22 protein-coding genes are annotated in these 21,260 nt (G+C 35.4%); 18 read left to right on the forward strand and 4 right to left on the reverse strand.

What is annotated here, in order from left to right; genetic code table 11:
- Window positions 1-40: 40 nt before the first annotated feature.
- The 5 genes from SJY24_RS04015 (at window position 41) to galU (ending at window position 5,694) form a co-directional block, all read left to right on the forward strand.
- Entirely contained in the window at window positions 41-832 is a 792-nt protein-coding gene (locus tag SJY24_RS04015) for a DUF6270 domain-containing protein (RefSeq protein WP_377863814.1), read from the forward strand.
- Between the two features lie 39 nt (window positions 833-871).
- Complete coding sequence (locus SJY24_RS04020) at window positions 872-2,155, forward strand: nucleotide sugar dehydrogenase (protein ID WP_098631972.1); 1,284 nt, start codon at window positions 872-874, stop codon at window positions 2,153-2,155.
- Complete coding sequence (locus SJY24_RS04025; RefSeq protein ID WP_098631974.1) at window positions 2,152-2,958, forward strand: ABC transporter permease; 807 nt, start codon at window positions 2,152-2,154, stop codon at window positions 2,956-2,958. Before SJY24_RS04020 ends, SJY24_RS04025 begins: the two co-directional genes overlap by 4 nt.
- 15 nt (window positions 2,959-2,973) lie before the next feature.
- Window positions 2,974-4,593, forward strand: a complete 1,620-nt coding sequence (gene tagH, locus SJY24_RS04030) for a teichoic acids export ABC transporter ATP-binding subunit TagH (RefSeq protein WP_377863816.1) — start codon at window positions 2,974-2,976, stop codon at window positions 4,591-4,593.
- Window positions 4,594-4,812: 219 nt separating this feature from the next.
- Window positions 4,813-5,694, forward strand: coding sequence for a UTP--glucose-1-phosphate uridylyltransferase GalU (galU, locus tag SJY24_RS04035; protein ID WP_377863817.1), 882 nt, complete (start codon window positions 4,813-4,815; stop codon window positions 5,692-5,694).
- 56 nt (window positions 5,695-5,750) lie between these two features.
- Here the strand turns inward: galU and SJY24_RS04040 are convergent, their stop codons facing one another.
- A complete protein-coding gene (locus tag SJY24_RS04040; protein WP_377863818.1) occupies window positions 5,751-6,194 on the reverse strand; it encodes an SRPBCC family protein in 444 nt (147 codons plus the stop codon).
- Between the two features lie 509 nt (window positions 6,195-6,703).
- Between SJY24_RS04040 and fabZ the strand changes: the two genes are divergently transcribed.
- From fabZ to pgtP, 8 genes are all read left to right on the forward strand, one after another.
- Entirely contained in the window at window positions 6,704-7,138 is a 435-nt protein-coding gene (fabZ, locus tag SJY24_RS04045; RefSeq protein WP_000884320.1) for a 3-hydroxyacyl-ACP dehydratase FabZ, read from the forward strand.
- Window positions 7,139-7,308: 170 nt separating this feature from the next.
- Window positions 7,309-8,220, forward strand: coding sequence for a polyisoprenyl-teichoic acid--peptidoglycan teichoic acid transferase TagU (gene tagU, locus SJY24_RS04050; RefSeq protein ID WP_377863819.1), 912 nt, complete (start codon window positions 7,309-7,311; stop codon window positions 8,218-8,220).
- A gap of 149 nt (window positions 8,221-8,369) precedes the next feature.
- Entirely contained in the window at window positions 8,370-9,362 is a 993-nt protein-coding gene (gene galE, locus SJY24_RS04055; protein WP_377863820.1) for a UDP-glucose 4-epimerase GalE, read from the forward strand.
- A gap of 118 nt (window positions 9,363-9,480) precedes the next feature.
- Window positions 9,481-10,149, forward strand: a complete 669-nt coding sequence (locus SJY24_RS04060) for a response regulator transcription factor (protein ID WP_377863821.1) — start codon at window positions 9,481-9,483, stop codon at window positions 10,147-10,149.
- A gap of 11 nt (window positions 10,150-10,160) precedes the next feature.
- Window positions 10,161-11,591: a HAMP domain-containing sensor histidine kinase gene (locus tag SJY24_RS04065; protein ID WP_377863822.1), complete on the forward strand. Its 1,431-nt coding sequence runs from the start codon at window positions 10,161-10,163 to the stop codon at window positions 11,589-11,591.
- 66 nt (window positions 11,592-11,657) lie between these two features.
- Window positions 11,658-12,440 carry a DUF3919 family protein gene (locus tag SJY24_RS04070; RefSeq protein ID WP_377863823.1) on the forward strand — a complete coding sequence of 261 codons (783 nt, stop codon included), beginning with the start codon at window positions 11,658-11,660 and terminating at the stop codon, window positions 12,438-12,440.
- Window positions 12,437-13,471 (forward strand): ABC transporter substrate-binding protein, encoded by a 1,035-nt coding sequence (locus SJY24_RS04075; protein ID WP_377863824.1) that lies wholly within the window; start codon window positions 12,437-12,439, stop codon window positions 13,469-13,471. The genes SJY24_RS04070 and SJY24_RS04075 overlap by 4 nt, the downstream gene beginning before the upstream one ends.
- 19 nt (window positions 13,472-13,490) lie before the next feature.
- Window positions 13,491-14,825: an MFS transporter gene (gene pgtP, locus SJY24_RS04080; RefSeq protein WP_377863825.1), complete on the forward strand. Its 1,335-nt coding sequence runs from the start codon at window positions 13,491-13,493 to the stop codon at window positions 14,823-14,825.
- Between the two features lie 143 nt (window positions 14,826-14,968).
- On the opposite strand, the gene SJY24_RS04085 is transcribed toward pgtP, so the two are convergent.
- Together SJY24_RS04085 and SJY24_RS04090 are read right to left on the reverse strand one after the other, a co-directional pair.
- The gene (locus SJY24_RS04085; protein WP_377863826.1) at window positions 14,969-15,481 is read right to left on the reverse strand and encodes a DUF3278 domain-containing protein; all 513 of its coding nucleotides are present in this window, start codon (window positions 15,479-15,481) and stop codon (window positions 14,969-14,971) included.
- A complete protein-coding gene (locus tag SJY24_RS04090; RefSeq protein ID WP_377863827.1) occupies window positions 15,482-15,673 on the reverse strand; it encodes a helix-turn-helix transcriptional regulator in 192 nt (63 codons plus the stop codon). It lies immediately after the preceding gene.
- A gap of 372 nt (window positions 15,674-16,045) precedes the next feature.
- On the opposite strand from SJY24_RS04090, the gene SJY24_RS04095 reads away from it, so the two are divergent.
- The 5 genes from SJY24_RS04095 (at window position 16,046) to SJY24_RS04115 (ending at window position 20,602) form a co-directional block, all read left to right on the forward strand.
- Entirely contained in the window at window positions 16,046-17,239 is a 1,194-nt protein-coding gene (locus SJY24_RS04095) for an efflux RND transporter periplasmic adaptor subunit (RefSeq protein ID WP_377863828.1), read from the forward strand.
- Window positions 17,236-17,916, forward strand: coding sequence for an ABC transporter ATP-binding protein (locus tag SJY24_RS04100; RefSeq protein WP_097832417.1), 681 nt, complete (start codon window positions 17,236-17,238; stop codon window positions 17,914-17,916). The genes SJY24_RS04095 and SJY24_RS04100 overlap by 4 nt, the downstream gene beginning before the upstream one ends.
- Entirely contained in the window at window positions 17,913-19,115 is a 1,203-nt protein-coding gene (locus tag SJY24_RS04105) for an ABC transporter permease (protein WP_377863829.1), read from the forward strand. The genes SJY24_RS04100 and SJY24_RS04105 overlap by 4 nt, the downstream gene beginning before the upstream one ends.
- A gap of 118 nt (window positions 19,116-19,233) precedes the next feature.
- The gene (gene yknW, locus SJY24_RS04110) at window positions 19,234-19,914 is read left to right on the forward strand and encodes a YknW family membrane protein (RefSeq protein ID WP_377863830.1); all 681 of its coding nucleotides are present in this window, start codon (window positions 19,234-19,236) and stop codon (window positions 19,912-19,914) included.
- A gap of 217 nt (window positions 19,915-20,131) precedes the next feature.
- Window positions 20,132-20,602 (forward strand): sigma-70 family RNA polymerase sigma factor, encoded by a 471-nt coding sequence (locus SJY24_RS04115; RefSeq protein WP_377863831.1) that lies wholly within the window; start codon window positions 20,132-20,134, stop codon window positions 20,600-20,602.
- A gap of 54 nt (window positions 20,603-20,656) precedes the next feature.
- Here the strand turns inward: SJY24_RS04115 and SJY24_RS04120 are convergent, their stop codons facing one another.
- The gene (locus SJY24_RS04120) at window positions 20,657-21,163 is read right to left on the reverse strand and encodes a competence protein ComK (RefSeq protein ID WP_377863832.1); all 507 of its coding nucleotides are present in this window, start codon (window positions 21,161-21,163) and stop codon (window positions 20,657-20,659) included.
- Window positions 21,164-21,260 lie beyond the last annotated feature (97 nt).

Genomic DNA, 21,260 nt, shown 5'->3' on the forward strand with positions numbered 1-21,260 from the left:
AGTGTATAATTGTTGAAATAATTATATGGTGGTAGTTTTTATGAAAAAAAGGATTGGTATTATAGGAAGTTGTGTTACGCGGGACGTTTTTGATAACAATATTAATTTAAATATTGAGGGAGATTATGAAATAGCTTTTTATATTTCTAAGTCATCTTTAATTAGTCTAGAGTCCCAGCCTATAAATGATATATCTGATATTCAACATCATACTAAATTTGGTACCAAAACCCTTCAAGCGGATTTTAGAAAAAATTGGTTTGAGCATATTCCTTTAGATCTAGATTTATTAATTATTGATTTTATGGATGAGCGGTATGATTGCTTTAACATAGGTGAAGGTTCTATCATTACGAGAAGCGATTTTCTATTAGAATCAGGGTTGGTTAATAAGTTAAATATTGAAAGTCAATTATATCGAGTAAAGGACGAAACGATAAATATCTGGAAAATTGCATGTGACAATTTTTTGTATAAATTATTTAAGTTTATAAAACCTGAAAAGGTTATACTTCATAGGGCACTCTATTTAAATTCTTTTAGGAATGTAGATGGGATTATAAAAAGGTTTGATGGTATGTATAATAAGTACTTCAATTTAGAGGAAATTGAGAAACATAATAAACTACTGATTGGATATTATAATTATGTTACATTCAATCATCCTAATTTAAAAGTAATAGACTTACTTCAAGATAATAGTTTTGTCGCAGATTATGAGCATAAGTGGGGATTAGCGCCCTTTCATTATGAATCTAGGTATTATCAAATTTTCAAGGTCGAATTAGAAGAATATTTAAGAATTTACCTTAAATCGGATGAAAACTGTTAATTTTATGGGGTAGTAGAGGTTATAGTGGAGGATTAATTTATGAGAGTCTGTGTAGTAGGTTTAGGATATATTGGTCTCCCAACAGCTGCCATGTTTGCGAAACATGGTGCTGAAGTAGTAGGAGTGGATATCAATCAACACGTTGTAGATAAGTTAAATCAAGGGGAAATTCATATTGAAGAACCGGGACTTGGAGAGATTGTTCAGGAGACAATAAAGCAGAAAAAACTATCTGCTTCTCTTGATGTGGTCGGAGCAGATATTTTTATTATTGCCGTGCCTACACCAAATAAAGATGATGAATATAAATCATGTGATTTAACGGGTGTTTTAACAGCCGTTAAAGAGGTAATTCCTAATATTAGAAAAGGAAACACATTAATTATAGAATCAACAATTGCTCCTCGGAGTATGGACGATTTTATAAAACCTTTAATAGAAGATGCTGGTTTTGTAGTTGGGAAAGATGTCTTTTTAGTACATTGTCCAGAGCGAGTCTTGCCAGGAAAGATTATGGACGAAATTATTTTTAATAATAGGATCGTAGGAGGGATTACTCCAGCTTGTTCCAAAATGGCGGCCAAAGTGTACAGTTTGTTTGTGAAGGGGGAAATAATTCAAACTGACGCCAAAACAGCAGAAATGTCTAAATTGATGGAGAATACATTCCGCGATGTAAATATTGCATTATCAAATGAGTTGGCAAAAATATGTAAAAAATTAAAAATAAATGTATTGGATGTTATTAAAATGGCCAACAAGCATCCACGTGTAAATTTACACCAACCAGGTCCTGGTGTGGGAGGACATTGCTTAGCGGTCGATCCATATTTTATTGTAGCAAAAACACCGGAAATGGCGAATATTATTCAGATGTCTCGTGATGTAAATGTTTCTATGCCATTGTACGTTTGCGAGAATATTGAACAATTGCTTAAAGGAATTGATTCTCCTAAAATTGCTGTATTTGGGGTTGCTTATAAAGGGAATACAGATGATATGCGAGAAAGCCCGGCTTTAGAGATCATTGATGTGTTATATCGAAAAGGATATAACGTATCAATCCATGATCCTTATGTTAAGAGTGCGTTATTTAATTTGAAAACGGCGGAAGAAGCTGTAGAAGGTGCAGATTTAATATTAGTATTGGCCGATCATAATGAGTTTAAAGCTATGGAGTACAGCCAATTTGTTTCAAAAATGCGCCGACCAATTTTATTTGATGCTCGAAATTGTATATCTTTAAATAAAAAAGGAAAAATGAAAGTCGTTAATTTCGGGAATATTCACGAAATGTTACAATCGGATGAGGTTTTTGTATGAAAGCTATAAAAAATGTTATTAAAGAGCAATTAGATAATTTATATTTAATGGGAAGGCTTTCTATATATGAAATTAAACAGCAATACGCTGCTAGTACGTTAGGGATTATATGGGTATTTTTGAACCCTTTAATTCAAATTTTTGTATATTGGTTAGTATTTGGTTTAGGAATTCGAGGTGGAGCTCCTGTAGAAGGAGTTCCGTTCTTCGTTTGGATGATATGTGGTATTATTCCATGGTTTTTTATAAATGGCTCAATTATTCAAGGATCAAATTCTATTTATGCTAAACTAAATACAGTTTCTAAAATGAATTTTCCATTGAGTGTAATACCTACTTATATTATTTTATCGCAGTTATATACACATTTAGTGTTACTGGCAGTTTTAATACTTATCGTTATATGTATTAAAGGTATAAGTTTTCTTGGTATAGTTGGATTGATTTATTGTATATTTTCTACATTTAGTTTTTTAATTGCTTTAGCTTTTATTACCTCTACAATTTCTACTATTTCTAGGGATGTACATTTATTTATTCAATCAATTACAAGAATGTTCTTTTATTTGACACCAGTTTTGTGGAAACCAAGTGAGCATATGAATGGTATATTTGCATTTTTAATGAAGATAAATCCGTTTTACTATGTAGTTGAGGGATATAGATCTTCATTATTACATGGAAGTATTAGTTTTATAGGTTCATTGTATACACTATATTTTTGGGGAGTAACAATTATTTTGTTTGTAATTGGGGCAATGTTCCATATTAGATTCCGCAAGCAGTTTGTTGATTACTTATAAAAGGTGAATAATCCAATGAGTTATAAAGTAAAGTTTGAACATGTTACAAAAAAATATAAAATGTACAGTAAATCTTCAGATAAATTAAAGGATTTACTTTTTAGGGACAATAATGGTGATTATCATTATGCTTTAAATAATGTCAGTTTTGAAGTGCCAGAAGGAGAAATTGTTGGAATTGTTGGTTTAAATGGTTCGGGGAAGAGTACATTATCAAATTTAATTGCAGGTGTCACTATTCCGAATAAGGGGAAAGTGACAATTAATGGTTCTGCATCGTTGATTGCAATCTCTTCTGGGCTAAATAACCAATTAACAGGAATTGAAAATATTGAGTTAAAAGCCTTAATGATGGGTCTTACAAAGGATCAAATTCGAGAGATTACACCAAAAGTTATTGAGTTTGCTGATATAGGAAAATTTATATATCAACCAGTGAAGACTTATTCAAGTGGGATGAAGTCTAGAATTGGATTTGCGATTTCGGTTCATATTAATCCCGATATTTTGGTAATTGATGAGGCTCTCTCTGTTGGAGATCAAACTTTTACTAAGAAATGTTTAGATAAAATGAATGAATTTAAGGAACAAGGGAAAACTATCTTTTTTATTAGTCATTCACTTTCTCAAGTGAAAAATTTCTGTACGAAAGCTCTTTGGCTACATTATGGTCGATTTAAAGAGTATGGAGATATACATGAAGTAGTTGGGCATTACGAAGAATTTTTAAAGAAGTATAATCAAATGACTGCAGAAGAACGAGAAAAGCAAAAAGAAGAAGAAGCATCGAATCTTCAACATGGATTATTACAAGTGAATTCTGCAAGTATTAAAAGAAAGCCTCATCGCAAGGTAAAGAGGAAACAATTTGTTATACCTGCTATTGTTTTAACGATGCTAGTAGCAGGAATTTATTATAAAGATACACTGTTAGGTGCTAATAAGGCAGATACCAGTGCAGAAAAAGTGGTTTCAAGTAAGACTGTATCCGAAAACAAGATAAGCGAAAAAGAGAAGGTACAGAAGTACGTTGTAAAGAGTAATGGGATTAGTATCCGAAAGGAAGCTAAGGTAAATGGTGATAAAATAGGTATAGCAAATTTTGGTGATATTTTTAGTGTAGTTAATAATGATAAGAATATAGAAAAAAATGAAGAATGGCTAGAAGTTAAGCTATTAAACGGTGAAAATGGATGGATTAATGAAAAGTATATGGAGCCGTTTAAATCGGGAAATGCTATAGTTGAAGACACAAAACTAGCAGATTTAACTTATTTATTAAAGCGTGTATATGGTGCGAATACTGTAAGTGCCCCAGGATATTTAGGGAAACCAATGGATGAATTAAAATCAGAATACCCTACTTCTTTAACTTCATTGCCGGATCAAGCTGGGAAAAGAAATGTTAAAGATGGAAATATTCAATTTGTTATTTTAGAAGATAAGGTTGTTGAAGTTGTGTTTCAAGATATTTCAATGTCATTTGCAAAATTACATGAAGTATTAGGTACCGCAATGATGAACAATGATAATGAAAAACATTATTTCTATGAAACTAAAAGTTATTATATTGCAGCACGTTCAGATGAAACACATAAAGAAGTTCAATCAATATCGATAGTGAAAAAACAATAGTATCAGGCTTTGTTGGAGATTTATCTTTTTTACAAAGATAAATCTTATTTTGAAAGGTTAAGCAGCTGATAAAAACTAAGAAGCCTAAAATATTGAATATATATTGAGATTTTTTGTGGTTTAAACATGTGATTTTTAAAAGAGAATAGGTGAAAGATAGATTATAATTTGCAGCAATATGGTTAAAAATAAACGTTATTAAGTAAGGATGGAATAGGAATGAAAACAGTAAAAAAAGCTATTATCCCAGCAGCTGGATTAGGAACCCGTTTTCTACCAGCAACTAAAGCAATGCCAAAAGAAATGTTACCAATTGTTGATAAACCAACAATTCAATACATTGTAGAAGAAGCAATTGAATCTGGAATTGAGGATATTATTATTGTAACTGGAAAAGGAAAGCGTGCTATCGAAGATCACTTTGATCATTCTTTTGAGTTGGAACAGAACTTACTAGAAAAGGGTAAGCATGAAATCCTTAAGAAGGTGCAAGAGTCTTCTAAAATTAATATTCACTATATTCGTCAAAAAGAGCCGAAGGGCTTAGGTCATGCTGTGTGGTGTGCTCGTAAGTTTATTGGTAATGAGCCATTTGCTGTTTTACTTGGTGATGACATTGTACAAGCTGAAACGCCATGTTTACGTCAATTAATGGATCAATATGAGGAAACACACTCATCGGTAATTGGTGTTCAAACCGTTCCAGAAACGGAAACACATCGCTATGGTATTATTGATCCACTGGTACAAAAGGGTCGCAGTTATCAAGTAAGTAAGTTTGTAGAAAAGCCAGCTCAAGGAACAGCACCATCCAACTTAGCGATTATGGGACGATATGTACTATCACCTGAAATCTTCATGTTCTTAGAAGACCAGCAAACAGGAGCTGGTGGCGAGATTCAGTTGACGGATGCTATACAGCGTTTAAATGAGATTCAAAGAGTGTTCGCTTATGACTTTGAAGGAAAGCGATATGACGTTGGGGAGAAGCTTGGATTCATTCAGACAACAATTGAAATGGCATTACAGCACGATGAGTTAAAGAATGAGTTATTAGGTTATATGGAGAAACTATTAAAAACAGAAATGGTTACTAATTAACTTTCACAAAAACCATCCAGGAAATGTATTGTTAAAGCAATTTCCTGGATGGTTTTTTATAATTGTTTCATTAATTTATCTGCGACTTTTTTAGAAAGCTGCTTTGTCATTTTGGGAACAAATGGTTTTATTGCTCCATTAAAAATGAAGGCTCCTGTACCAGTTGTTTTTATTTCTAACTGACTTGTTACCTTTGTAGTAGAGGGAGAGGTTAATTCAGCATGGAAAAAGCCGCTGCCAATTAACTTCTTGGTTGGAGAAGTCATTGTAAAGCTAATTTTATCTGGCATGTTCCATTCAATAATTTCAACATGTAGACTAACGTCGCGTTTAATAAATCCCAAATCACCGTGCAAACGCCAAGTTGAATGTTTATCATCAATAATCTTATGTTTTACATAGCCTGTAACTAGTGGGGCCCAATTATTTATATTACTAATAAAGCTCCAAATTTGATCTGGGGAGGCCGTTAATTCTATAGTATGTACACCTTTTGCCATTTGTTCGCTCCTTTCTAAAAAGCCAATATATTTGAAGTTGAAGAGTTAGGTCGGAATTTTTATATTCATTTTATCATAATATCCAATATTTATGTTATAGGATGTTTTCATTTTTATTTTTTTATTTTTTTATTAAAATTCATATTTCTAAATATCACATTTAAGAGAATGTAAGGAAAATAGAGAAATCCTAAGTAAAATTAGGGAATTAATACGAAAAAGGTCGAAAATTAGGTTTTTATTTCTGATTTTTGTCATATATAATAAACCATGAATACGACATTAAGGCTTAATATATTCGATATAATTTGCCTTTCCCTAACTTGGGTATACACTCTTTTCAACCTCCGTGTCAGTAATAATTTATATTGAAAAGAGTGTATACATTTTTTTTACTTGGAAGCAGAATTTTGAAGTTGTTTTTTTCTAATGACAAATAAGGACTGAAATGGGATAATGATAGTATAACTTCTGGTGGTATGACCAATTTTGTTTAAGGAGAGAAGTATATGCTAGATATTCAACAAATTAAAGAAATTATTCCTCACCGCTATCCATTTCTACTTGTTGATAAAGTTTTAGAAGTAGAAGAAGGAAAGCGTGCTATTGGAATAAAGAATGTTACAGCTAATGAAGAATTTTTTAATGGACATTTTCCAGACTATCCTGTAATGCCGGGTGTTTTAATTGTAGAAGCTTTAGCGCAAGTTGGCGCTGTGGCGATGTTAAAAAAAGAAGAAAATCGTGGCCGTTTGGCATTTTTTGCTGGTATCGATAATTGTCGTTTTAAAAGACAAGTACGCCCAGGTGATCAGCTTCGTTTAGAAGTTGAAATGACGCGCGTACGAGGATCAATTGGAAAAGGGAAAGCAATTGCAACTGTAGATGGTGAAATTGCTTGTGAGACAGAAATTACGTTTGCGCTTGGTGACAAGAAAGAATAAATATATTAAGATATATGGTAGACAGATAACGATATACAATTGTTATTTGTCTATTTTTTGTGGATTGATATATAATTTAGTTTTATTAAATTGTTTTTTGCTCTGTATAATAGGGTTTACATGTATTGTAAGTTAGGTTGACGATAGGTTTAAGAAGGAAGGTTTAAATAATGAAAAAGAAAATTTTATTTTGGGTACTCGGTATTATCGGGGTACTAATCATAGGTGGAGGAATCTACGCTTATAATGTGTATTCCTCTGTATCTAAAACATTAGAGGAGGTTCATAAACCTCTGAAGCGTGATCAAAATAACAATAAAGTTGGAGAAAAAATTAGTAATAGTGAGCCGGTTTCAATTTTATTATTAGGAGCAGATGAACGCGGTGAAGACAAAGGCCGTTCAGATTCTTTAATGGTCATCACGTTAAATCCTAAAAATAATTCAATGAAGACTGTAAGCATTCCTCGTGATACATATACAGAAATCGTTGGAAAAGGGAAAAGTGATAAAATCAACCATGCTTACGCATTTGGTGGCGTAGATATGTCTGTAGCGACTGTAGAAAAATTCTTAAATGTTCCTATTAATTATTATATTGAAGTGAATATGGAAGGATTTAAAGATATTGTAGATGCAGTTGGCGGGGTAGATGTAAATAATGATTTAGAATTTACGCAAGATAAGCATCATTTTGCTAAAGGGAATATTCACTTAACAGGTGATCAAGCACTAGCATTTACACGCATGCGTAAAGAAGACCCACGAGGCGATTTCGGACGCCAAATGCGTCAGCGTCAAGTGATGCAGGCTGTTATTAAGAAAGGCGCAAGTTTTTCTTCTTTAGCAAGTTATGGAGATGTACTTACAGCGATTCAAAAGAATGTAAAAACAAACTTAACGCAGGATCAAATGTTTGATATGCAAAAGAACTATAAAGATTGCTTGAAAAATAGTGAAGAAATCCAAATCCCAGGAGACGGCCATAAAGCCGCTGATGGGATTTGGTACTACTATGTTCCAGATGCAGCAAAACAAGACTTAACGAATAAATTAAAAGCGCATCTTGGATTGAATCAGTAATTTTTAATAATCGTGACCATAAGTAAAGATAGTTAGGATTATTTTGTAGCTAAGTAATGAAGGGTATATAAAAGGTATACGAGCAATCGTATACCTTTTATATTAGTAAAGTAATAAAGAAATCCTAGTAAATATGTGGGGGGAAAACAATGAAATCAATCTTAATCTGCGGCGGAGCTGGCTATATCGGTTCTCACGCTGTTAAAAAATTAGTGGATGAAGGTCTATCTGTTGTAGTAGTAGATAACTTACAAACTGGTCATGAAGATGCAATTACGGAAGGTGCGAAGTTTTATAATGGAGACCTTCGTGATAAAGGATTTTTAAGAGATGTTTTTAAACAAGAAAATATTGAGGCGGTTATGCATTTTGCAGCTGATTCTTTAGTTGGAGTTAGTATGGAGAAGCCTCTGCAATATTATAATAACAATGTTTATGGTGCACTTTGCTTGCTAGAAGTAATGGATGAGTTTAAAGTAGATAAGTTTATTTTCTCTTCTACTGCGGCAACGTATGGTGAGGTAGATGTAGATCTTATTACTGAGGAAACGTTGACAAATCCAACGAATACATATGGTGAAACGAAGCTAGCGATTGAGAAGATGCTTCATTGGTATAGCCAAGCTTCTAATTTAAGATATAAGATTTTTAGATACTTTAATGTAGCTGGTGCAACTCCAAGTGGTATTATCGGGGAAGATCACCGTCCAGAGACACATTTAATTCCTCTTGTTTTACAAGTGGCGTTAGGTCAACGTGAGAAGATTATGATGTTCGGTGATGATTATAACACACCAGATGGTACTTGTATCCGTGATTATATTCATGTTGAAGATTTAGTGGCAGCTCATTTCTTAGGACTTAAAGACCTGCAAAACGGTGGAGAGAGTGATTTCTACAACTTAGGAAATGGTAATGGCTTTAGTGTAAAAGAAATCGTTGATGCAGTTCGTGAAGTTACGAATCATGAGATTCCAGCTGAGATGGCACCACGCCGTGCGGGAGATCCAGCACGCTTAGTAGCTTCTTCTCAAAAGGCGAAAGAGAAGTTAGGATGGAATCCTGAGTATGTAAATGTGAAGACAATTATCGAGCATGCGTGGGATTGGCATCAGAAGAAACCTAATGGGTATGAGAAATAAGTTTAATAAATGAGAGAGGGTATCGTCGACAAAATATGTTCGACAATACCCTCTCTTTTTTTGTTTTATTTTTGCTATACTAAACTGTACTATAATACAGGATGGAAGGAGGAGAATGATGAAAATACTTGTAGTAGATGATGAATCGAGTATTCGTAACTTGATTCGGATGCAGTTAGAGATGGAAGGATATGAAGTGTTGACGGCGGCTGATGGGAGAGAAGCTTTAGAGAGATGGAATGAGCAGCCGGATGTACTTATTTTAGATGTGATGCTTCCTGATACGGATGGGTATGAGTTATTACGTTTATTCAGAGAGAAGGATCGTGATATTCCGGTGCTTATGCTGACGGCGAAGAGTCAGATGAATGATAAGTTACTTGGTCTTCAGCTTGGAGCTGATGATTATGTGACGAAGCCTTTTAATTATGCGGAGCTTATTCTTCGGGTGAAGAATATGAGTAGGCGTGTGAAGAAGGAGGTAGCTGTAAGCCACGAAGTAATTCGCGCAGGTGAGTTAGTGATTTGTCCTAAGGAGAGAAAAGTACATGCCGAAGGGCAGGAGATTCAATTAACGTACCGAGAGTTTAATTTGTGTCAGTTGTTTGTTTCGAATCCGCAGCGTGTATTCATGAGAGATGAGCTATTAGAGAAGGTATGGGGGTTTGAGTATATCGGAAATACGAGAGCGGTTGATATTATGGTGCAAAGGCTTCGAAAGAAACTAGGGAATAGCGGAGAGTATATTAAGACAATTTATGGTGTGGGTTATAAGCTCGATTGCTAAAAGGTGATGATATGTCTTTAAAACGAAATATGGTGTTTGGGATAGTTGGATTGTTGATTCCAATTCTTGTTCTTTTATACGCAGTTGTTTATATTGCACTGGAGAAGAATGTGTATCATAATGCGGCGGATTCCTTAGAGAAGTTAAGTGTGGAAGCGCAAATTTATACGATGAATTATTTAGAGAAGGAAGCAGAGGTAGAGACGTTAGGTCCTAATTCGCTTTTAATTGCTTCGTATTTAGCGAAGCGAATGGATGTCCGGGTGCAGATGATAGGGAAGAATGGAGATGTTGTTGCAGATACACAAAAAGGAGCATTACTTCATCGGAATATTGATATTGAGAGTTCTTTGAAGGGAAAGAAATCTTATGTTTTCGAGGAGGGAGACCCAGCTCCAATTCTTTTGTTTTCAAGTCCGGTTTATTATGGAAACGATGTCATTGGGAGTATTCGTTTTATAAATGAGTTAACAGATGAGAAGGAAGTTTTAACAAATGTGAGTTGGACTTTTTTAATGACGTCTCTTTGTTTAGTAGCTGCTGGTATTTTCTTTGCAATTCGTTTGGCGAAGTCTCTTCATAAACCAATTGATCAGTTAAGGCAAATGGCACATCGGCTCGCGAATGGGGATTATGAAAGTAAGATTGAGCTGAATGAGTATGTGGAGATTGCACAGCTTTCAGCCTCCTTTAATGCGATGGCTGATGGGATTGAACTGCATATTAAGCAGCTGAAGGAAGAGAAAGAGAAACAGAAAGATTTCTTAGACCGTATTACGCATGAGCTGAAAACACCGCTTACGGCAATTATCGGTTATGTTGATTTAATTCCGAAGTTGCAATCGAAGGAGGATGTGCAGGAGAGCCTCCGTTATGTAGCTGTAGAAAGTGAACGTCTCTTATCACTTGTTGAGGAGTTACTTAAGTCTTCAAAGTACGGGACGAGTACGTTTGAAGTGTCGCCTACAGTCGTGAATATAAAGGAATTGGCAGAAGAAGCAGTTTCGATTGTGAAACTCAGGTTGCAGCAGTTTGAAATTGAAGTTATGAATGAGTTAATGGAAGTACACATCGTTGCGGATTTTGATAAGACGAAGCAAATTTTCTTGAATGTGCTTGATAATGCGATTAAATATAGTGATGCTACGCAAGTTCGTATGAATGTAATTATAAATGAGCAGGAAGCGAAAATTTTTGTTCATGATGATGGTATTGGTATGGATGAAGGTGTTCTTGCAGAATGGAATGAGTCTCCGGAAGGTAAGGTGCTTCCTTCTAGTTATGGGAATGGCTATGGTTTATACATTTGTCAGGAGATTATGAAGAAGCAGGGCGGAAGTATGCGAATTGAGAGTAGTGAAGAAATGGGAACTACAATATGTATGACATTTTTACTTCCGAGACGGATGGAAGACATAAAAAACTTGAAAGCGGTTAAATGATACATTTATGAAACAATTATGCGGTATTTTCGAAACAACGTTTTTTTATCTTGGAGGTAGGCAGAAATGAAAAGGCTATCATTTCAAATTCTTATGTTTGTCTTTTGTATGATTGCTTCTCTTATTTTGTTTTATGTTATTGAGAAGCAAATATATAATCGAATCACGATTGTGGATGACAAACAAGCCGTTTTACAAAGAGTGAATGAATCCCTTCCTACTGAAGTGAAGGTAAGGCATGAGAAGTGGGGAGAAATTGTTGTAACGGATGAAGTTCGTTTGCATACGATTGTTTCATTCTTTGACCGAATTCGAATAGAACCGAGAGAAGCGAGGAATCAAGAACAAGTATTTACTGGAGAAGTAACGTACTTGAATGGACATAAACGTACTTTTGCAGTAGGTGACTTGTTCCAGTATGAGGCTAATGTATACGGAAAGAATGGTACGGATCCGATGATCTCAGCATTGCAAACGTATTTGTTAAGTCTGTATTATACACCAGAGCGCATTAGTAATTTCTTTGCGGAGGCAAAGGAAGTTGTAGTGAGGCAAGGGGATGTAATACGTACTATAGATCTTACGCAAATATTTGATTCTATTCGATACGCAAAGCAAATTACAGATTACGGAGAAATTCAGAAATTATTACAATCACAGAATGAGCCGATTGCTTATATTACTGCCTATAAAACAGGCAAGCGTGTAAAGAATGAGCGGGAGGATATTCTAACTATTTCTGTGTATCCATCGTACTTTGTTGTGCAATATCTCGGTGATAATAACGGGAATGTCATGTATATGAAGGGCTCCCTAGCAGAATTCCTTGTAAAGGAGAATGTGTCATGAGAAAGATAGCCTTTTTCTTCTTTTTGCTAGTAATCGGAGGAGCGATGTCTAGTTGCTCTCGAGATACAACCTCTATTAAATATAATAAAAGTGGTCTCCCTATTTTGGATGATCGTCATCTCGTTGCGTATGTAGCAGCCCGCGAGGAAGTTGGTGAAGCTTTGCTTTCATCATTTTGTAAACAACGCGGGTGTACATATGAATTTATTCGCCTATCGACAGAAGAACTTCTTCGGAGAGTAGAAGAGGAAGCTGGGAATCCGAAAGCGGATATTATTATTGGCGGTACAGTAGATGCGCATCAAATGATGAAGCAAAAGAACCTTTCTATTCCTGTTACGACCCAGCATGCGAACCGTATTTCAAAGTCTGTTAAAGATAAAGATGGTTATTGGTACGGTTATGAAGTGGAGAAACTAGCAATCGCGATTAATAAAGAGCGGTGGAATGAAGAAATAGCGCCGCTCGGTCTTCCATATCCATCAAGGTGGCAAGATTTATTAGATCCGGTATATACGGGTAAGATTGCAATGCCTGATCCAAATGTTTCTGGCACAGCATATACTTTGTTTCAAGCACTTATTGATACTTTAGGTGAAGAAGAAGCGAAAGAGTATGTTAAGAATCTTGCAAGGCAAGTTGGTGAAGTAACGGTGAATGGTTATATGCCCGCAGAACTGGTTGCGAGCGGTGAATATATGGTAGGCATCAATTTTATGGGAGATCAGAGAATGCTTCAAAAGCGAGGCTTTCCTATTTTAAGTAACGAACCTGAGCAAACAGGGTTATCTGTTAATGCGATTTCGAAACTGAAGCGTGCACCGAGTGGTTTTATTGCGGACTTATTTATTGATTATTGTTTATCAGAAGAAGCGGGGCACATTTTAGAAAAAGTTTCGTTTGGCGTACCAACGATGTTTGCGAAGAACCAAAAAGAGATAGAAGGTCAGCCAGTTAGAAGAACGAACAAAAATATATCAAATAGTGGAATAATCGAGATATGGAATAGACAGCGTCTCTCTCAAAAGTGAGAAAAGGAGACGAGAGTATATGTTTAAATGGCTTAAGCCAGCACCTGCAATTGAGAGGTTACCAGCGGATATGATCGCTAAAGTATATACATTACTACGTATTCGTGTGCTAATCGGAATCTCAGTTGGATATGCTGCTTATTATTTAGTGCGCAGTAACTTTACGTTATCAAGTACGTATTTAGTACAAGAATATGGTTTTAGTACAGCTGAAATTGGACTACTAGGTTCAGTAATGGCGATTGTTTATGGATTTAGTAAGTTCTTTATGGGGAATTTATCAGATAAAGCTTTTGCCCAGCGCTTTATCGCAGTCGGATTATTCTTATCAGGGCTTGTAAATATTTGTTTCGGGTTTGCATCTTCATTTGGAATGATCGTTACATTACTTGTCCTGAACGGTATTGTACAAGGTATGGGAGCACCACCTTGTAGTATCGTTATGACGAAATGGTTCTCGAAGAAAGAACGTGGTACGAAAACAGGTATTTGGAATATTTCACATAACGTTGGCGGAATGCTTGTGCCACCACTTGTTGGAATTGGTGTAGGTATTTTTGGTGAAAACCATTGGCAAGGCGGCGTGTTTATTTTCCCAGCGATTATCGCAATGGTAATTTCAGTTCTTGTTTGGATCAATGCGAAGGATACACCAGAGTCTGAAGGTCTTCCTCCAATTGATGAGTATCGTAATGACTATGAAAATCTTGAAAAAGCAGATAATGCTAACAAGATGTCACCAAAAGAAATTTTAATGAAATATGTAGTGAAAAATAAGTTCGTTTGGTATTTATGTATTGCGAATGCATTTGTTTATTTAATTCGTTTCGGTGTTATTAACTGGGTTCCGCTTTATTTAACAACAGTTAAAGGTTTTTCAAAAAATGAAGCACATGCTGCATACGCGATTTTTGAAGGGATGGCGATTCCAAGTTCATTAATCGTTGGTCTTTTAAGTGATAAATTATTTAAAGGAAAACGTATGCCATTATGTATTATGAGTATGGCTGGTGTTGTTGTTGGTACGGTTGTATATTGGCAAGCATCTAGCGTACTTGTTGTAAGTATTGCAGTTTCTATTATCGGGTGTTTAATTTACGTACCACAATTTTTAATTGGTTTAAGTGCAATGGAATTAGTGCCGAAGTTCGCAGTAGGTACAACAGTTGGTATGTGTGGTCTGTTCGGTTATGTAGGTGGAAGTCTTGTAGCAAACGCAGCAATTGGTATTATTGTTGATCGTTCTGGCTGGGATGGCTGTTTCATATTACTACTAGCAGGCGGTATTTTATCAACAGTATTCTTATTTATCGTTCAACGTGGACATGAGAGTAAAGGTCCTAAAGTAGCATAATAGTTTATTCGGGAAAGCGATCCAATCATTATTTTGGATCGCTTTTTTAATAATTGAAAGGACGATCATATGTAAAATTAAAGTTTTATGTGTAAATCGCTTATATAATAAATAGTACTTTCAGTTACTGAGGGGCTAGTTACTTAATATAATTTTTTTAGATTTAATAAACCGACTATATACATGGATAGACCAAAAAATCCGCCACCACAGCAGTAAAGCACAACATTAAATAAAGAAACCGAGATTTCTTCTGAACCTAAATAGGGAAGGATATAATTCATAAAAACAAACATTTGGAAGCCCCAAAGTACACCTGCTTTTAAGCCAGCTTTTCTTAATGTTTTTTTATGTTGTAAATACTCTTCTTCTGTTGCGCACTCAGTATCATTTAGACCCTTCTTTTTGAATTTAAAAGTCAAGTAATTGGCATAAATCATATTAATAAGAAAAATAAATATAGTACCTATAGATATTGTATGGTTCATAGTATCGACGAGTAACATAATAAGCATTACCAACATATTTAACCACCATAAACCAATTCCAGCTATAGCCAATTCTTTATTGATTTCTTGTCTTTGATACTCATCTCTTTCACTAATTGTTCCAATAAAATTATTATAAACTCTTTCTTTCCATTCAATTTTCATCATTTAATCTCCCTCCCAAAATAGGCTGTTTAAATCTGTTTTTAGCGCTTTTGCTAATTCGATACATAAAGCTAAAGAAGGATTATATTTATTGTTTTCAATTAAGTTTATTGTCTGTCTAGCCACATTAACTTTTTTAGCTAATTCTAGCTGAGATAGGCCTTCAGATTTTCGATAGCTTTTAACGTTATTCAAATATAAACCTCCTATTAATAGTTGTAGGCTTCGTGTACCAAAGTGTCATGTATATATGACACTTTACACTTGGATAAATAAAATGTCAAATATATATGACAAAATGAGGGAGCATGAAATTGATGTTGTGTAAGATGAAAATGTATCGTCTAAATACAAAAAGACTAATTTAAATTGGATTTTTCTTTTCCTTAAAACTATCTTAAAAGATAGGATGTCATATTTCTAATCATTGGTATTTTTGTTACAATATAAATGATTGTGTAAAACTTTGTAAAATGAGTGTAACAATGTAAGTATGGTTATAATTTTCGGAAAGTTTTATACAATTGAATATCTATTAAACTATTAAGATATAAAAGGAGAGAGAATATGTTACCAAATACGGTTCGTACTCCAAACAAGAAGAAGAAATGGATTATTATCGGGGTTATTGCACTAATTGTTATTGTAGCAGCAGTTAATATTTTTATTATGCAAGGCAAGAAGAAGGGGGCATCAACATCTGCTGATGCTGTAAGCTTTGAGAAAGTGACAGAGCGTAAGCTTAATAATACGAAGTTAATTTCGGGTCAGGTGAAGCCAGGGAATATTGAAAGTTTCTATGCAGATCCGACTAAAGGAAAAGTGAAAGATATCGCAGTGAAAGAAGGACAAGAGGTAGAGAAAGGTACGAAGTTATTCTCTTATGATAATGAAGAGATTAATTTGCAAATGAAGCAAGCTGAGCTTGATCAGAAGATGGCGGATATGCGTTATGATCAGGGGAAAAAGAAAATCGATACGCTGAAGAAAGAAATTAAGAAGGCGAAAGATAGCGGAGCTGGGAAAGAAGTAACAGATCCGATGGAAGAGCAAGTAAGTGAGCTGGAGATGGCGCAAAAGACAACTGACCTCGAGAAAGAGAAAGGGAAGTTACAAAAAGAAGAGTTAAATAAAAAGCAGAAAGAGCTTACGATTTATAGTAATTTTGCTGGTGTTGTTCAAAAGTTAGATAAAGATGCAGCGCAAAGCTCATCTCAAGCATTAGGTGGCCAAGGAAAAGCATTTTTACAAGTAGCTTCTAAAGACCCGTTCCAAGTTCAAGGGACGTTAACTGAGCTTCAGAAGTCACAAATTCAAAAAGATCAAACGTTCACTGTAACTGCGAAAGCAAATAATAAGAAGAAGTGGACAGGTAAGATTACAGAGGTAAGTGAATTCCCAACGAGTGCAGAGATGGCTCAAGCTGGTGGTGTAGGCGAAGCGACTCAAAATATGTCTCAATATACATATAAGGCAAGCCTTGATAGCCAAGATGGTTTATCTCCAGGTTATCACGTTTCTCTGCAAGTAAATTTAGAGAATAAGACGATGATTGCTGTTCCAAGTAAGAGCATTGTAGAAAAAGGCGAAGATGCATTTGTTTATATTGAAGAGAAAGGAAAGCTTCGTAAACAAAATGTGAAAAAAGGTTCTACTGATGGAGACTGGACAGAGATTGTTGAAGGCGTAACAGTGGGGCAAAAGGTGGTTAAAAATCCTTCCGACGACGTGTATGACGGAATGGAAGTGAAAGAGAAATGATTACGTTAAATAATATTGCTAAAACGTATTATCAAGGAAAATTGGCAGTGCCGATTTTGCACGGTATTAGTTTAACGATTCAAAGCGGTGAGTTCGTTTCGATTATGGGGCCGTCTGGTTCTGGTAAATCAACGCTTATGAATATTATCGGTTGTTTAGATCGTCCAACAGAAGGCGAATATATGCTGAATGATGTGAATATCTTAACAGCAGACGAGTCAAAGCTTGCTTTAATTCGTAATGAATATATCGGTTTTGTGTTTCAGCATTTTAATTTGCTGCCACGTCTTTCAGCAGTAGAAAACGTTGAACTTCCGCTCGTATACGGCGGCGTGAAAAAGGCAGAGCGTCGTCAAAGAGCTCTGGAAGCACTTGGTAAAGTTGGTTTGTCAGACAGAGTTCATCATTTACCGAATGAGTTATCAGGTGGACAGAAGCAGCGTGTCGCTATTGCGAGGTCGATTGCGAATAATCCAACGTTCATTATGGCAGATGAGCCGACAGGTGCGCTTGATACGAAGTCTGGTGAGCAAGTTATGGACATTTTCACGAAGCTTAATGCAGAAGGTACGACAATTGTTATGGTTACGCATGAAGAGGAAGTGGCGGCTTATTCGTCTCGCCGCATTGTACTGCGAGACGGGAAAGTTACAGAAGATAGAAGGTGTGCGGTATGAGTTTACTAGATAGTATAAAAATCGCCTTATCTTCTATTCTAGCTCATAAATTGCGATCTGCTCTTACGATGCTCGGTATTATCATTGGTGTAGGTTCTATTATTACTGTCGTTGCCATTGGGCAAGGCGGGGAAGCGATGTTGAAGTCGAAATTCGCAGGTTCTGGCGGTAATAACCTTATGCCAATTCAGTTTAAACCGGATATTAATGATGAGTTTAGTATGGGTGGATTTGAAATACCGAAGTTAACGGAAGAAGATATTCTAGAAGTAAGACAAGTGAAAGATGTTTCACACGTTATTACGACAAATCAGAATTCAGAGGTACTTGATGTAAATGATAAAAAAGCAAATCTGAATGTTATTGGTCTTGATAATGAATATTTTGCAGTTAATAAAGTAAAGGTCGTAAAGGGACGTACTTTAAATGAATCAGATATTTCTCATGCAAATAACGTTGTGATGATTAGTACAAAAACAGAAGAGACGTTATTTAAGGACGTAAACCCAGTTGGACAAATTATTGAGATGAAGGGGCAGCCAATGCAAATTATTGGTGTGTATAGATCTGATAATGAGTTTATGGGATTTGAAATGGAAGAAGCGTTAATCCCCCTTACGTTATGGCCTGTTTTATACGGAACAGATAATATTCAAAATATCGCAATTCAAGCTAAAAATGTAGACAATTTAGAAGTAGCTGGGAAAAAAGCTATCGATGTATTAAATAGTCGTAAGCCAAGTGAAATTCCAGGTAAATATGAACTGGTGAATTTAAAAGAATTCCAAGAAAATGTTTCTAAAGTTACTAATATCATGACGATGATCATCGGCGGTATCGCTGGTATTTCATTAGTCGTTGGTGGTATTGGAGTTATGAACATCATGCTCGTATCTGTAACGGAGCGTACGCGTGAAATTGGGGTACGTAAAGCACTTGGAGCAACGCGTAGTAAAATTTTATTACAGTTTTTAATTGAAGCCGTTATGTTAACGCTTCTAGGTGGTTTAATCGGAATTGGTCTTGGATATGGTGGGGCATATATCGTTTCTACATTCGCAAAATGGCCACCACTCGTTTCATGGGAAGTTGTCGTTGGAGGCGTACTGTTCTCTATGACACTAGGTATTATTTTCGGATTAATTCCAGCAAACAAAGCTGCGAAGTTAGATCCGATTGAAGCACTGCGTTATGAATAAGTTGTAGTAGAGGGAGTCTCTACTACACATTACCGTTCTAGTGGGCGGTTCGTAGCCTCTAAATGAGGATGTGAACCGCCCGTTAGAACGGGCTATATAAATAGAGGGAGGCGTTATAATGGAAGCGAATATTAATATGCAAGATGAAGGTGCGAAGAAGCCGTCATTATTTGGAATGATTACTTCTCCAGGTTTACAGTTTGAGAGAATGAAGACGAAAAGCCCAGTTTGGGGAGGATTTTTCTTATTTCTTTTAATGGGGACAATCTTAGCAGCAGCGGCAGCTTATTTAAGTTTAATTAATACTCCGGATTTGGCAAAGGTGCTTAAGGATGATACGGCGGGGATAGTGAAAGGAACTACAATTGGATTTGGGGCCATTGGAGGCTTAGTTGGAACAGCTTTTGGTCTTTTTGTAGTAGCAGGATTTTATAAAGTAATTATGATGTTTATGAGCAATGATACTCCATATATGAAGATATTATCTATTTATATTTATGCTAATGTTGTTTTTTATCTCGGTAGTCTTCTTAATGTAGCTTTAGGGTATATTCTTGGTGGAAATGGCACTGATAAATATACAAGTTTAGGACCTCTATTTGAACAGGGAACAATTGCATATGGTATTGGTTCTGCATTTGAAGTCTTTAACATTTGGAGCTTAATTTTAACTGGTATAGGCCTGCATATAGTTGCCGGTTTAAGTAAAAAACAGGCAACAATTTTAATTTCTATATTCTTTATCCTTACAATTGGATTTAGTATGTTAGGCGGTATGTTCTCTGGCTTTGGTAAGTAATATGTTATTTTGAAAAGGTGGCTCTCCCAAGAGTCACCTTTTTTATTTTCACCCCTATTTCAAATACCTCCAGTAGAATTTCAAATTCTGCCTAGTGTAATTTCAAATTCCGGCAGCAGTAGTTGAAATTACTCACAATGAATTTTTCTCTTCCTTTTTATATTGTAAAGGTACCGCGGAATAACGAAGAGGTATACCTTTTAGAAACGGGTACTGTGTGAAGCCAGCGACTTTTGCAGATACGGTTGTTTTGTATGAAGGTATGATTGTAAATCAAATAAAGAGGTTAAATATTTACCAAGATTATGAGGAGTATTATCAATGTGGTCTAATTGGTCTTTGGCATGCTTATGAAAGATATGAGGAGGAGAAAGGTAGTTTTCCTGCTTATGCGGTTGTAACGGTACGTGGTTATATATTGGAGAGGTTGAAGAAAGAATGCGTAGTGCAAGAGAGGTATGTATGCACCGATCAGTATGAGGAACGATTTGAGTGTGAAGATGCAGGAACGAGAGCGAAGGACTTTATGAGTGTGTTAGATGATAAGGAGAAGCACATCATTTCAGAGCGGTTCTTTGTAGGGAAAAATATGGGGGAGATAGCCGATGAAATAGGGATGGCGTATTATCAAGTGAGGTGGTTATATCGACAAGCGCTTGAGAAAATGCGAGATAGTGTAAGGGGATAAGAATAATAAATAGAATGGAAGGCAAGGCAAATATTGCGTTCCATTCTATTTACTTTAATACAGTAAATGTGGCAAGAGGTTTTTTACGTGTAGTGAATCTTTCATGTTCATTCGGGATAATACATGCCCAGCTTTCAAGAATTGTTGCTGCAACTTATGAGGACTGATTAGTATTGTTACGGTAGTTCCATTTGAAAAATGAATGATCGATGTTTTAGTTTTCCTAGAAAACTCTATATCATCTATATGGTTATAGAACAACCATATACAGTTTGGAGAAGAAGGAGATTCTGTTGGGAAAACGCAAATATATTCTCTATGATTAATTGGAATCGGAACATTTCGTTTGAAATTAAAGTTTGCTTGGACTGCATGCCGTCTACCTTGATAAGTAGAATGAACATTTGTTAGACAAGATTTCTTTATGAGTTGGATAGCTGTTTGGCAAGAGTGCAGGGGATCACCGCTACTGTCAATAATTTTTGTCCGGTAATAAGGGTGTTTGCAAGGTTCGAGCATCATTGTAGAACGAGAAATAAAAATATCATTTTCATTATCCATGATTCTAAATCCTCCCTTATAGAAATTAATTCATATATAATTATATACGAATTATGTAAAGTTACTATTAATCTTCTGTTGCGTATTGTAAATTTTT

It is taken from the genome of Bacillus sp. R86525 (genome assembly GCF_042466195.1).
Taxonomy (GTDB): domain Bacteria; phylum Bacillota; class Bacilli; order Bacillales; family Bacillaceae_G; genus Bacillus_A; species Bacillus_A nitratireducens.